A 12,571-nucleotide genomic window follows, 5' to 3' on the forward strand; every position below is an offset into this window, starting at 1 on the left:
CCGCGCGGCGACCCGAGAGGGGTGGAGCTCAGGGGCATGCAGACGGCACGGCGGCCGGAAGGTGCCGGGCCGCCTCGGCTGCGGTATACGTGGAGGCGAAGGTGAAGGCGCGCGGGGAGGGTCCGTGCGCCCGCAGGTCGCTCAGCCGCTCCAGAGCCTCCCCGACGGTCGGCAGGTGACCGGCGGGGACCCACCAGAGCACCAGGTGCGCCTCGACGTGCCGCCGGAACCATTCGCGGCGCCGCCGCATCACCTCCAGGTGCCCGCTGCGGTAGGCGAAGTCCCACAGGGCCTCCCGGGTCTCCCACACGGACAGGTTGACGATGACGTCCTCGCCCGCCGGGCGCAGGCCGGTGGCGTCGCCCTCGCCCTCCTCGACGAGGCGCCACACGAAGCCGGGCGCTCCGTCGGCGGCGGAGTTGACCGGATCGAGCATCTCGACGAACGGCGCGATGCGCGGGTCCTCGAAGGGGTGGAGGAGCGTGGCGACGTTGAGCTGGGCGAGGTGGGCGCCGGGCGCGGGTTCGGTCATGGCCTCATCCCAGCACGGCTCCCTTTTCTATGTCAATGCTCATTGTTTTTAGAAGCTTCGACCACCACGCAGCACTCCCCCGGCCTGGCGTCCATGCGGGCGCGGACCGGACCGTCGGTACCGATCAGCCCTTCCAGCAGCGCGAGGTTCATGCCGCAGACGAGCGGCGGGAAGCGTTCGGCGACGGCATGGAACGGGCAGTTGCGCATGCGGACGACGGCCCCTTGGCCGGTCTCGCTCCCCTCCCCCTGTTCCAGGTGCGGTTCGTAGCCGCGGGCGGCCAGCAGCTCCACGGCCTCGTCGAGCCCGCCGCAGGGCGCCGCCGCACCGCGCAGGGACTCGCCCCTGCGGCGCGCGGCAACGCAGAGCCCGGCGTCCAGTCCGGCCTGCTCGGCGGCCTCGGCGAGCAGCTCGGCGGCGGTGCGGTAGTCGCGGGCGGGCAGCGAAACCGACCGCTCGACCCGCGCCCGCGTGTACACCTTGGCCGGCCGGCCGGCCCCCGGCCCCGACCGTCCCGTCAGGCGGCGACTACCGCTCTCCAGCAGCCCCGCCCCGGTCAGCCGGTCCAGGTGGTGCGCGGCGAGCGTACGCGCCACTCCGACAGCCTCGGCGGCCTCGTTGCGGCCGACCTCGCGCCCCTGAGCAGCCACGTACTCGTACAGTCGGCGGCGCACCGGATCCTGCAGCACCGCGATCGCGTCGATGTCCGTCACCCGGCCATTCTAGAAACAACCCAGGTTGGAGATAGAAGGGCCCGAAAGCGGCGTACGGCACCGCGCACCATGCCTCCGGACCCTCCGGAGGGCCCATGAGATCCGGAGACGGCGACGGAGCGACCGCGGCCGATCGGGACCTGCTGCCCCTCGGCGGCCTCTGTCAGCCGCCGCGGAGGCCCCACTCGTCGCGGCCGTCGTAGACGTGGGCCTCCAGGCATCGAGGTGCGTCAAGGGCGACGGCCTCTCCTCGGTAGACGGCGACGAGCGAGTCCCTCCCCCGCCACCAGTTGTCGGCCAGACCCTGCACTTCAGGCACCGGCTCGTACCCGTCCAGGTCCAGACGCTCGACGGCGTCGTCGCCGGTGATCCTCGTGACGGTCTTGGCCCAGCGTCTCGCGTGGGCGGCCAGTGCCGGCGATTCCACCCAACCGTTCACGCCGGCGTGAAGGGGCGTCCAGCGGCCGGCGCCGATCCCGAAGGCTCACTCGGGGCCGATCATGAACCCGTAGGCCATGGACACCCGGCAGGGCCCGGCCCCGAACGCCCAGCCCTGCGCGGACGCCCCTTCGGGACAGTCGGCGTCCAGGATGCGCGGGCCACCCTCGTAGAACGGGGCCGGGGGTAGGGCGAGGCCGCCCCCAGTGGTCCTGGAAGGCCTGCGCCCGGTCGATCGGCACAGCGGGGATCCCGCGTCCGATCCACACGTCGCGGTGACGACGGATGTCCGCCGCCGGGACCCGTATGGCCGTCGGTCTCCACGAACAGCAGGGCTCTGCGGGTCAGTCCGTCGGGCGCGATCGGGATCGGATTCGGGTTCGGGGTCGGGATCGGTGATGCGGAGTTGCCCGCCGTCACGCCTGCGTGCTGTCGCCGGAGTGGAGCACGGCCGCCGCGATCTCCCGCACGCGGTCCAGGGTGATCCCCGTGCGCTGTTCCACTGCGAGGGGGTGGTCGGTGGGTTCGAGCTCGACGTAGGGACGCTCACCGACGGGGCGGGTGTGGACGTGGGTCTTGAGGTTGAGGGTCGTGGCCGAGTAGACCGGCAGTTCGGTGGTGAGCCAGCCGAAGTACGGCTTCTCGCCCTCGCGGCCGGGCCTGTCCCACAGGTCCGCCGCCCGGGAGAAGTTCTCGCGGCTGAGCGAGACCCAGACGCCCCACGAGAACACGTCGTCGCTGCCGATGACCGGTATCTCGATCAGGCCCTTGACGAAGTAGTGCCGACCCCGGACCACGCACTGCTCGGGCGAGAGCAGGCAGTCTTCCGCATCGGCGAAGGCCGCATCCCACACGGCAGGTGCCTCGGCCGTGTAGTTCATCGGCAGCTCGGGGTGGTGGGCCCCGCAGCACGAGCAGGCGAACCCGACATCACTGGTCATGGCCCTGGAGCCTACTGACCGGCTCCGACATCGCGCCGGGCGGGATCCCCTCCCGTCCACCTGCCCCGCGGGCCGCACCCGGGCTGTACCCGAGTGGCTCCGTTCGCGTCGAGCGTGACGTTTCTGCCGAAAGATGAAGATCACCCCGCGCGCCTTTGCGTGGGGAAGGGTCGTGGGGTCGGTCGGTTGCGTTGACGTGCGTGGAGGTACCCGTGGGCCTGGACCTGAGCCGTGTGATGCGTTCTTCGCCGTACTGGCCGGTTATCAGTCACCCGACGCTGCGGCGGGTCCTCCCGGGGTTCGCCGTCTCGTCCCTGGGGGACGGCATGGCCGTGGTGGCCGTGAGCTGGCTGGCGATCGAGCTGGCGCCGGCTGCGGACCGCGGGTTCTGGGTGGCGCTCGCGGCGGCCGCCTACACCCTGTCCGGGGCGGTGGGCGCTCTGTTGCTCGGCCGCTTCCTCCGCCACCGCCGACCCAGTCAACTGGCCGGCTGGGACGCGGCGTTGCGCGCGGGCGCGCTGGGGGCCGTCCCGGTGCTGCACGCCTTCGGCGCACTCGGCATCGAGGGGTACGTCGCGCTGCTGGCGGTCTCCTCCGCACTGCATTCCTGGGGGCAGGCGGGTGTCTACACGCTGATCGCCAGGGTGCTGCCGGACCGCGATCACCTGGCGGGCAACGCCGTGCTGTCGGGTGTGGGAGCGATCTCCACGGTGCTGGGGCCGCCGCTGGCGACGCTGCTGATCGTGTTCGGGGGCCCGGCAGCGGTGCTGGCCGTGGACGCAGCGACGTTCGTCGTCCTCGCACTCACCTTCCTGGTCGGGGTCCCCCGGGACGCGGTCCCGGAGCCGAAGGACGACACGGCCTCGCGGACGGCCGGTTTCGCGGTGATCCGGCGCGTTCCGGCGCTGTCCGGCCTCCTCGCGCTGAGCTTCATGTTCTTCTTCCTCTTCGGCCCGGTGTACGTGGCGCTCCCGCTGCACGTCTCGGACGACCTGGGTGCCTCGGCCGGCCTGTTGGCGGTGTACTACACGGCCTTCGGCATCGGCGCCGTACTGGGCTCGGTGCTCACCGGCTTCCTCGGCCGGTGGCGGATGTGGCCGACGACGGTCGGCATCGTCATCGGCTTCGGTGCACTGATGCTCCCCCTGGGCCTGGGTGCCCCGACGGCCGTGTCGGTCGTCTGCTTCGGGGCGGCCGGACTGCTCTGGCCGCCCTACTCCTCGCTGTCGACCACCCTTTTCCAGCGCTCCGCGCCCGGTGCTCTGCTGCCGCAGGCCCTGGCGGCGAGTTCCGCGGTACGGGTGCTGTCGGTGCCCCTCGGCACCGCGCTCGGGGGGCCGCTGGTGGCCGGTTTCGGCGCGGCAGGGGCGCTGCGCCTGTCCGGTGCGGGCATCGCGCTGGTGGGCCTGGTCGCCGCCGCCGCGCTGGCCCTGCGGACCGCGCGGACGCGCCACGAACCGCCGACGGGCCCCGCGGAGCCGGCCTGCGCGGAGCCGCCGGCGGGGACGGGCTGGGAGGCGGGGCGGCCGTAGGCGGGCGGGCGGGCGCCCGGCCGCGCCCGCTGCAACGGGCTGAGCACGGCGTCCGGCATCGCGCGGCCGCGGCAGTGCTCGCGAAGGTCATCGATGCCCGGCAGAGCCCGGGCTGCATCGTGTGCGGTCACGCGACCGTTCCAGCGCACCCCGCTGGCAGGTCACCACGCAGGTGGGTCGCGGGTTCGGCGGCGCGGGTGGTCGCGCGCAAAATCGAACACGTGTTGGAATAGGAGGGTGAGGCCTTCACTCCGGTTCCCCGATGACCTGGTCGCGCTCCAAGAGGCGTGGCTGCGTACGTACGCCGAACTCGCGCAGGTGCCCGCCGAGGGCGGGACCACCGCGTTGCGGCGTCGGCTGATCGCCCTGTCCGGCCGCTTGTGCGCCCATCCCCACTGGACCGCTCCCGCGGGCTGGCGCGCCGGCGGCGTCGAGCTGCGGCGGGCCGCCCGCAGCCGGGCTCGGGCAGGGCGGGAGGCGGCCTGACGGCAGGCCGCCCGGGCACCTTCTGCACCCGTTCGGGCGAAAGATCCGGCGAGACCCTGCCGCCCACCCCCCGACGCGGGCCATGGTCTGTCCGTAGACGGGGAACTCGGACGAAGGGTGTGGAGCGTTGTACCTGAGGCGCATCGGAACGATCTTGGCCGCAGCCGCACTGACCGTGCTGGCCGTCCCGGCCATCGCCGACGCCGCGGCGATCGCCTGCGGCGGCGGGACGTCGACCGGCCGGGTGGCCGTCAACGGGTGCATCAGCGCCGAGCGCGGATCCGCCGGAAGGTTCCCCACGCGCGAGATCACGGCGTACATCAAGGCGCGCAACACCGGGTCCAAGGGACTCAACGTCGCCTATGAGGCCTTCTTCCGCGTCGTCGACGGCGGTCACTGGGAGAAGCTGGGCAGCGGACGCACCTACGTCCGCGCCGGCGAGTCCGTCGGCCCGCTCGAAGTAGGGAGCAGCACCCGGGTGTGCGGCCCCGTGAAGGTCGAGATCCGCGTGCACGCGAAGGCCGACGGTGCCGCCTGGAGCGGCTGGTCTCCCGCAGCGACGCGGCAGTGCCAGACCTGAGTGCAGGGCCAGACCTGCGCGAGGGCCTGCCCCTTCCTGAAGGCGGCACGCCTCAGCCGCGCCACATCGGCCACAGGGTCGGCCCGCCGCCCGGGAGGCGGATCTCACCGGTGACGCGGAAGCCCAGCCCCTCGTAGAAGGGGATGTTGGTGATGTTGCTGGACTCCAGGTAGGCGGGTTGCCCGAGCCGGTCGCACTCGGTCAGCTGTTGGCGCAGCAGTGCCGAGCCGACCCCCCTCCCCTGGAGTCCCCGGTCCGTCCCCACCGTCGGCAGGTACCAGTGCGGCGTGTCCGGATGGGCCTCGTGCATGGCGTTCTGGACCTCCCCGGCCCGCGGCATCCCACGGAGGCCGAAGACGCGCGCGTACTCGGGCAGCGTCGCCAGTTCCCGTACCGCGGAGGCCTTCCAGCGCCCGGGCCCCGACCAGAGCGCCGCGCCCAGCAGCCGCCCGTCGCCCGTCGCGGCGACCCGGACGCCGCCCGGGCGCGGCCGCTGTTGGCGCTGGGCCAGCCGGAAGTAGCGGGCGATCCTGCGTTCCCGGTCGACGGCGGGGACCATCCACGCCATGACCGGGTCGTCGGCGAAGGCGCGGACCAGGAGCGCGGCGATCGCTGCGGACTCGGTGGGCCGGGCGGGCCGGATGCCGTAGCCGGCCAACGGCTCTGCTGGGAGTCTGCTCATGGGATCACGGTAGGCAGCCGGACCGGGCCGCCCCGCCCGTACGGCGGTGGACACGCCGTACGAGCCACCCGCTCCGCGTGGAGCGATCGCCCCGTGCGGAGGGCGGCAGACGTCAGACGTGGTGGTCCGTCATGTGGGCGTACGACACCCGGGCGAGGGCGGCGAGGGTCTCCGGTATCGCCTCGGGCACGAGAGTGCGGAACGACCGGGCGAAGGCGGCGGACCGTGTGCTCAGCGTCCGTGCCTCCAGCGCCTGGGTCAGGCGGGGGATCACTTCGTAGTGGCAGTCGGGGTGTTCGGCCTCGATGAAGGCCAGCAGGCTCTCCTCGTACGAGCCGTACTCGCCGTCGTACGCCCAGGAGTCCAGCCCGAGCAGCAGGGGGAACCGGGCCCGTACCTCCCAGGCCGCCAGCGGGACCTCCTCGTACGCCGCGGGCCCCTGCCGGTCCGCGAGCCGTAGCAGCGCCGCCAGTTCGGTCATGAACTCGGGTACGGGTCCGGTCCCGGCGGCCGCGGTCCATGCCCGGCGGGCGTCCTGCGGGCACGTGGCGAAGAACTCCTCGCTGAACGTCGTGGCCAGATGGTCCAGCCGGGAGGCGAGGGTCTGGGCGGTGTCCCGCCAGGTCACGTCCCAGTGGTGGTCGGTCCGGGTGATCCGCGCGAGCCGCAGCACCTCCCACTCCAGCGCGTCGGGTCCGCCCGCCGCGAGCCCGACGAGGTGTGCGATCGGGCCGCTGGTGTAGACGCCCTCAGGATGCAGTGCCACCGCTCCCCCTTCCCCTTCGTGGTCCACGGCCCATCCAACCGCCCCGCGGTGGCCGCCGTTGAGGCGGGTGGGGTCAGTGAGGTGGGCGGTACGACGGCGGCCGGTCGGGGAGAGTCCGGCGGCCGTTCGGTGTGTCGGCGCGGCGCGTACGGCCGGGCTCCCTTGAATGGGCAGCCTCCTACGGAAACGGGCACCGTATGACCCTCCCCGCACCGCACCAGGCATCAGCACCGGAACCGGCACCGGAAGCGGCACCCGCCTCGGCCCGGTACACCCGCCGCTCGGTCCTCACGGGCGCCTTCGCCCTGGCCACCGCGGCGGCACTGCCCGTCGCCGCGGCCGGGCGCGCGTACGCGGCCGCCGGGCCGAACATCATCGGCTGCGCCGCCTGGGGCGCGCGGCCCGCGTCCGAGCCCGTCGTCGTCCTCGCCAACCGCCCCGAGCGGATCGTCGTCCACCACACGGCGACGGCGAACGTGACGGACTACTCGAAGCAGCGCGCCTTCGCCCTGGCCAAGGCCATCCAGACGTACCACATGGACGCGCAGGGCTGGATCGACACCGGGCAGCACTTCACCATCAGCCGTGGCGCCTTCGTGATGGAGGGCCGCCACCACAGCCTCGCGGAGCTGAACACCGGCAGGCGCCAGGTGCGCGCGGCGCACTGCGTCGGGCAGAACACGGTGTCGATCGGCATCGAGAACGAGGGCACCTACACCTCGCAGACCCCGCCCGCGGCGCAGTTCGCGGCGCTGGCCGACCTGTGCGCCCACATCTGCAGCCAGTACGGCCTGCCCGCGTCGGAGATCTACGGCCACCGCGACTTCAACGCCACGTCCTGCCCCGGCGACCGCCTGTACGCCCTGCTGCCGACCCTCCGCAGGGACGTCGCCACCCGCCTCGGCACGCCCTTGTCGGAACCGGAGGAGGATCCGGTGTGGGACCTGGTCCGCCAGGCCACCGGACGGCCGGCCGCCACGTTCGGGGAGTACCTGCCTGCGGGACTGCTGTCCTGACGGAGCGTCTCGTACCACGTGTGCGCCGCCCGTGCCCTCGACCCCGGACGGTCCCGACGGCCCCGACGGCCTCGACGGCTCCGTCCGGTTCGGGCCGTCACATGTACCCCTCGCGCAGGGCGTACGCCACGGCATGGGCCCGATTGCGCGGGTGCAGGCGGGTGGTGCGCCCGTGCATCACGTTCTTCACGGTGCGCTCCGAGTAGGCCAGCTTCCCCGCGATCTCCTCGGTGCTCAGCCCGTCGGCGGCCAGCCGCAGCACGTCGACCTCGCGCTGTACGAGGCCGGAGGCCGGGCTGCCCGGCAGCCCCTCGGCGCTGCGCTGCATGCCGCCCACCTGGGTGATCAGCCGGGCGATCAGGTCCGAGGGCAGGTCGCCGTCGCCCCGGGCAGCCGCGCGGACCGCCTGGAGGAGCCGGTCCTCGGTCGCCACCCGCCGCCAGACGATGGCGCGGACCCCGCGTTCGACGACCTGGAGCAGGTCCGCCTCCCGCAGGGCCCGCGCAACGAGGACCACCCGGGTCCCCTCGGTGCGCGTGAGCCGCCGCAGACGCGACAGCGTCGTCTCGTCCAGCGCGTCGACGAGCAGGACCGCGAACCGTCCCCGGGCGTCCGGCCATCTCCTCGACGAGCTCGACCTCGGGCTGCCGGCGCAACTGGCCGGTCGCTCCGGCGAAGGAGAGCGGATCCGATGCGTGGACCTCGACCGGGATCCTGGCGCGGGCACTCAGAGCCATGACCGAACATCCTTAAGTGAGCGGAGCGCGTGCAACACGCCGAACGAGCTTCGAGAATCGTCCTGTTGCGGTCGGCCCGCCGACACTCGTGGCTCACCACGAGATCAACCACGAGATCGACCACCAGATCGCCAGGAGCGTGTGATGGCGTCCCTTTTAGAACGTGCAGACGCACTCGCCCTGCTGGCCTCCGAGGCGCAGCGCGCCCGGGCGGGCTCCGGGCGGCCGCTGTTGTTCCGCGGGCCCACGGGAACGGGCCGCAGCGCGCTCCCGAGGGCACCCTGACCCCGGATGTGCTGCGCGTCCGCGGCGCCCGCAGCGGCTCCGCCCCGCTCACCGGCGAGTCCGCCCTGACCGGCAGCGAACGCCGTGTCCCCGCACCGGCCGCGGACCGCCGGACCAACGCCGAGATCTCGGACGCGGACCTCCTGCACCTGGCAAGACGCACCCTGGAGACCCATCTGACCAGCACCTACCGCAAGCTCGGCATACAGCGCCGCGCGGATCTGGCCGGTGTGATGACCGCCACCGCCTCATCGCATCGGGGGCCAGACCGGTACGGCACGCCCTGACGCCACGCCGGCGCCACGACCTGCGCGCCTGTCCGGCGAACGAACACCTGCCGGCCTTCGTCCACGGGGCTGTACGCGCCCGTCGGCCCGGATAGCGTCGGGGCGGGTGGCCCGTGCCGAGGTCCGCCCGCGCACCCGAAGGCAGGAACGAGATGAACCCCCTGGCCGCCCGCGGTCCGCACAGTGTCACGCTCGCCGCCCGGGCCGACTGCAGTGTCATCACCCTCACCGGTGACCTGGACCTCGACCGTGTCGAGCCCTTGCGCACGGCACTTCGCGAGGCCTGTACCGCTCCCGGTGCCCCGGCACGGGTGGTCGTCGACCTCTCGCGGCTCGACTTCTGCGACTCCGTCGGGCTCAACGCCCTGCTCCACGCGCGCTCGCTGTGCGAGTCGAACGGGCGGACGCTCACGCTCGCCGATCCCGGCCCGCAGTTCCACCGCCTGCTGTGCATCACGGGCGCCGACCGGGTGTTCGACCTCACCGTCTCGGGGGCGCCCGACGGACCTCCCGGCACGGGGCCGTGACCGTGGGACAGCGGCCGCGGCCGCTCAGCCCGATCTGAGCGTGACGGAGGGCGCCACGCCGTACTCCTGCCGGTAGGCGGCGGCGAAGCGGCCCTGGTGCGCGAAGCCCCAGCGCCCGGCGATGCCGGCGACGGTGGCATGGCCCGACGGATCGGCGGACCGGAGGTCGGCATGGGCACGGGCCAGCCGGACCCGGCGGAGGTGGCCGAGCGGCGTCGTGCCGGCGTGGCGGGTGAAGGCGTACTGCACCGCGCGCGGGGTGACCGGGATCGAGGCGGCGATGTCGGCGAGCGTGATGTCGCGGTGGGCGTTGGCCTCGATGAACGCGACGGCGCGGCGCAGGGTGTCGCTGTGTGCGTCGCGCGTGTCGCGCGGGGCGGGCGCGTCTTCCCGGGCGGTGTTCGGCAGCGTGCACAGCACCGTGGCCGCCAGGTGCTGGGCGGCCGTCGAGACCAGCAGCCCGTCGGGGTCTGCGGATGCCCCGCTGTCGTCGAGGACATGGTCGCGGAGGTAGGCGACGGCCGCGCCGAGCCGCCGGTTCTCGGCCGGGCCGACGGCCCGGGGGCCGGTGATCCGTACGTCCCTGCCGGCGGGGGCGGAGGCCACCCGGCCCAGCAGGCGGGGGTCGAACATCGTGATCGTGTACCGGGCTTCGCGCACCTGCCCCTCGTAGGGCCGGTCGGGAGGGGCGAGGAGGAAGGTCTCGCCGGGGCCGAAGACCTCCTCGCGGCCGCCTGTGGTGTCCACGATGGTTCCGCTGTGCATCGTCACCAGGCACACCTTGCCCAGGCAGCCCGCGTCGTAGCCCATCGTGTAGCCGAACGACAGGCGGTCCACGCTCAGCCCGCCGACCGCGGTACGGGAGATCCGCGCCCGGGTGTCCGCGGGGCGGCCGCCGATCTGCATGGGGGTGTAGGCGGCGGACAGGAACGCCTCCGTGGCCCCCAGGTCCCCGCTCTCGAAGAAGAGGTTCGTCATCGGGCCCTCCCTCGCCCCGTCCGCACCCCCGGCACGGCTGCCGGCGACAGGCGCCTCCAGTATGCCGTGACCGGCCGGCCGGGCCTTCTACGCACCGGCGTCGAAGGTCACCGGGAGGCTGAGGGGGCCGCGCAGTCCGCCCTGGCGCCAGCGGATGCCGTCCGGCTCCACGGCCAGGGCGAGCCCGGGCAGCCGGCGCAGCGCGGTGCCGATCGCGATGTGCCCCTCCAGCCGGGCCAGCGGCGCGCCCAGGCAGTAGTGGACGCCGTGGCCGAAGGCGAGGTGGGCGTTGTCCTGCCGGGTGATGTCGAGGCGGTCGGGGTCGGGGAACCGTGCCGGGTCGCGGTCGGCGATGGCCGACGCGATCAGGACGGTCGCTCCGCGCGGGATGGCCGTACCCGCGATCTCGACGTCCTCGCGGGCGAAGCGGGCGATGCCGGGGCTGACCGGGCCGTCGTAGCGGAGGAACTCCTCGATCGCGCTTCCCAGGAGCTCGGGTTCGGAGCGCAGGAGGTCGAGCTGGCCGGGGTGGGTGAGGAGCATGGCGATGCCGCCGCTGATCAGGTTGACCGTGGTGATGTAGCCGGCGGCGAGCAGCAGGAAGACCATGGCGATGAGCTCGTCCTCGCTCAGGCGCCGTTCCTCGTCCCGGGCGGTGATCAGGGCGCTGAGCAGGTCGTCCCCGGGGTCTGCCCGCTTGTCCCGGATGAGGCCGGTCACGTAGGCGCGCATGTGCTGCCACGCCTCGTCCACGACGGCGGGGTCCGGCGGCTGCGCACCCCGCATGATCATGCGGTCGGTCCAGCGCTGGAAGTCGAGGCGGTCGTCCGCCGGTACTCCGAGCAGTTCGCCGATGACGGTGACGGGCAGCGGCAGCGCGAAGTCCGCGACGAGGTCGGCGCGGCCGGCCGGGGCGATCGCGTCCAGGAGGCGGTCGGTGACGGCCTGGATCCGGGGCCGCATCTCCGCGACCCTGCGGGCGGTGAACGCCTTGGAGACCAGGCGGCGCAGGCGGGTGTGGTCGGGCGGGTCGCTGCGGAGCATGTTGCTGAGCATCGACTCGCGCTCCGTTCCGGGCAGCTGGGCCAGGAGCCGGGGGTCCGAGGCGTCGCGTACGTCGCTGCTGAGGCGGGAGTCGGACAGGGCCGCGAGCCCGTCCTCGTAGCGGGTGACGAGCCAGACGTCCAGGCCGCCCGCGGCCACGACGCGGCGTACGGGGCCCTCCTCGCGCAGTTCCCGGTACAGCGGGAACGGGTCCGCGAGGAATGCCGGGTCGGCGTAGGGAAGAAGGACCGGCCGCTCACTCATCGTGCCTCCAGGAGTACGACGCCTCTGCCATGGGAAGTGAGGATATGCGTCCGAGTCTCCACGAATGCTGCTTTTCGGTCAGGGCGGACGAGCCGTACCCCGTCACGACGGCCCGTCAACTCCCGGTATCAATGGCAACCTGATGGCCTGTCGATTACCGATGGACGCGCGATCTGGGCCAAGGCCCACTCCGGAAAGTATGATCAAGAAATGGCTGACATGACCGAAACTACGCCAGGCTGGCTGACCAGTGACGAGCTGGACGCGGCCAGGGCCCAGATGCCGATCCTGTACGTCGAGGCCGTTCCCGTGCGCGTCGACGAAACCGGCGAAGTCACCAGCATCGGGCTGCTCCTGCGGATCGGCGCGGACGGAACGATCAGCCGGACGCTGGTGTCCGGCCGTGTCATGCACCACGAGCGGATCCGTGACGCGCTGCTGCGCCATCTGGAGAAGGACCTGGGCCCGGTGGCCCTGCCCCTGGTGCCGGCCTCCCTCCAGCCCTTCACGGTGGCCGAATACTTCCCCACGGTCGGGATCACTCCGTTCCACGACCCCCGCCAGCACGCGGTGTCCCTCGCCTACGTCGTACCGGTGACGGGTGACTGCCGTCCCCGGCAGGACGCCCTGGACCTGGTGTGGTTCAGCCCGCAGGAAGCGGCCTCGCCGGCCGTGCAGGGCGAGATGCCGGGCGGCCACGCGGTGCTGCTGAAGCAGGCCCTGGCGCACGTGGGACGCACGTACTGAGGCGGCCGCCCCCGCG

Annotated in this window: 14 protein-coding genes and 2 pseudogenes; 7 read left to right on the forward strand and 9 right to left on the reverse strand. The window is 73.1% G+C overall.

Annotated elements, in window-relative coordinates; genetic code table 11:
• Window positions 1–28: 28 nt before the first annotated feature.
• The 4 genes and pseudogenes from OHA91_RS01620 to OHA91_RS01635 form a co-directional block, all read right to left on the reverse strand.
• The gene (locus tag OHA91_RS01620) at window positions 29–532 is read right to left on the reverse strand and encodes a DUF3291 domain-containing protein (protein WP_328738381.1); all 504 of its coding nucleotides are present in this window, start codon (window positions 530–532) and stop codon (window positions 29–31) included.
• Window positions 533–564: 32 nt separating this feature from the next.
• Window positions 565–1,245, reverse strand: a complete 681-nt coding sequence (locus OHA91_RS01625) for a helix-turn-helix transcriptional regulator (RefSeq protein ID WP_328738382.1) — start codon at window positions 1,243–1,245, stop codon at window positions 565–567.
• A 163-nt stretch (window positions 1,246–1,408) separates the two neighbouring features.
• Window positions 1,409–2,103: pseudogene (locus OHA91_RS01630) on the reverse strand (hypothetical protein).
• Window positions 2,100–2,564, reverse strand: coding sequence for a DUF2199 domain-containing protein (locus tag OHA91_RS01635; protein ID WP_328741045.1), 465 nt, complete (start codon window positions 2,562–2,564; stop codon window positions 2,100–2,102). Before OHA91_RS01635 ends, OHA91_RS01630 begins: the two are co-directional and overlap by 4 nt.
• Window positions 2,565–2,824: 260 nt before the next feature.
• On the opposite strand from OHA91_RS01635, the gene OHA91_RS01640 reads away from it, so the two are divergent.
• The 3 genes from OHA91_RS01640 (at window position 2,825) to OHA91_RS01650 (ending at window position 5,222) form a co-directional block, all read left to right on the forward strand.
• Window positions 2,825–4,156, forward strand: a complete 1,332-nt coding sequence (locus tag OHA91_RS01640) for an MFS transporter (RefSeq protein ID WP_328738383.1) — start codon at window positions 2,825–2,827, stop codon at window positions 4,154–4,156.
• A gap of 237 nt (window positions 4,157–4,393) precedes the next feature.
• A complete protein-coding gene (locus tag OHA91_RS01645) occupies window positions 4,394–4,642 on the forward strand; it encodes a hypothetical protein (protein WP_266496383.1) in 249 nt (82 codons plus the stop codon).
• A 154-nt stretch (window positions 4,643–4,796) separates the two neighbouring features.
• Window positions 4,797–5,222 carry a hypothetical protein gene (locus tag OHA91_RS01650; RefSeq protein ID WP_328738384.1) on the forward strand — a complete coding sequence of 142 codons (426 nt, stop codon included), beginning with the start codon at window positions 4,797–4,799 and terminating at the stop codon, window positions 5,220–5,222.
• A 52-nt stretch (window positions 5,223–5,274) separates the two neighbouring features.
• Here the strand turns inward: OHA91_RS01650 and OHA91_RS01655 are convergent, their stop codons facing one another.
• Entirely contained in the window at window positions 5,275–5,904 is a 630-nt protein-coding gene (locus OHA91_RS01655; protein WP_328738385.1) for a GNAT family N-acetyltransferase, read from the reverse strand.
• Between the two features lie 112 nt (window positions 5,905–6,016).
• The gene (locus OHA91_RS01660; protein ID WP_328738386.1) at window positions 6,017–6,670 is read right to left on the reverse strand and encodes a hypothetical protein; all 654 of its coding nucleotides are present in this window, start codon (window positions 6,668–6,670) and stop codon (window positions 6,017–6,019) included.
• A gap of 197 nt (window positions 6,671–6,867) precedes the next feature.
• Between OHA91_RS01660 and OHA91_RS01665 the strand changes: the two genes are divergently transcribed.
• A complete protein-coding gene (locus OHA91_RS01665) occupies window positions 6,868–7,686 on the forward strand; it encodes a peptidoglycan recognition protein family protein (RefSeq protein WP_328738387.1) in 819 nt (272 codons plus the stop codon).
• Between the two features lie 97 nt (window positions 7,687–7,783).
• On the opposite strand, the pseudogene OHA91_RS01670 reads toward OHA91_RS01665, so the two are convergent.
• Window positions 7,784–8,423 (reverse strand): annotated as a pseudogene (locus OHA91_RS01670) (LuxR C-terminal-related transcriptional regulator).
• Window positions 8,424–8,716: 293 nt separating this feature from the next.
• Between OHA91_RS01670 and OHA91_RS01675 the strand changes: the two are divergent.
• On the forward strand, window positions 8,717–8,995 hold the full coding sequence (locus OHA91_RS01675; RefSeq protein WP_408059146.1) for a LuxR C-terminal-related transcriptional regulator: 279 nt from the start codon (window positions 8,717–8,719) through the stop codon (window positions 8,993–8,995).
• 152 nt (window positions 8,996–9,147) lie between these two features.
• Window positions 9,148–9,522, forward strand: coding sequence for an STAS domain-containing protein (locus OHA91_RS01680; RefSeq protein WP_266496372.1), 375 nt, complete (start codon window positions 9,148–9,150; stop codon window positions 9,520–9,522).
• Window positions 9,523–9,546: 24 nt separating this feature from the next.
• Here OHA91_RS01680 and OHA91_RS01685 read toward each other — a convergent pair whose 3' ends face one another.
• Both OHA91_RS01685 and OHA91_RS01690 read right to left on the reverse strand, forming a co-directional pair.
• Complete coding sequence (locus OHA91_RS01685) at window positions 9,547–10,500, reverse strand: helix-turn-helix transcriptional regulator (protein WP_328738388.1); 954 nt, start codon at window positions 10,498–10,500, stop codon at window positions 9,547–9,549.
• Window positions 10,501–10,587: 87 nt separating this feature from the next.
• A complete protein-coding gene (locus OHA91_RS01690) occupies window positions 10,588–11,808 on the reverse strand; it encodes a cytochrome P450 family protein (protein ID WP_328738389.1) in 1,221 nt (406 codons plus the stop codon).
• 219 nt (window positions 11,809–12,027) lie between these two features.
• Between OHA91_RS01690 and OHA91_RS01695 the strand changes: the two genes are divergently transcribed.
• Window positions 12,028–12,555, forward strand: coding sequence for an NUDIX hydrolase family protein (locus OHA91_RS01695; RefSeq protein ID WP_266496367.1), 528 nt, complete (start codon window positions 12,028–12,030; stop codon window positions 12,553–12,555).
• Window positions 12,556–12,571 lie beyond the last annotated feature (16 nt).

The sequence above is a fragment of the Streptomyces erythrochromogenes genome (assembly GCF_036170895.1).
Lineage (GTDB): Bacteria > Actinomycetota > Actinomycetes > Streptomycetales > Streptomycetaceae > Streptomyces > Streptomyces erythrochromogenes.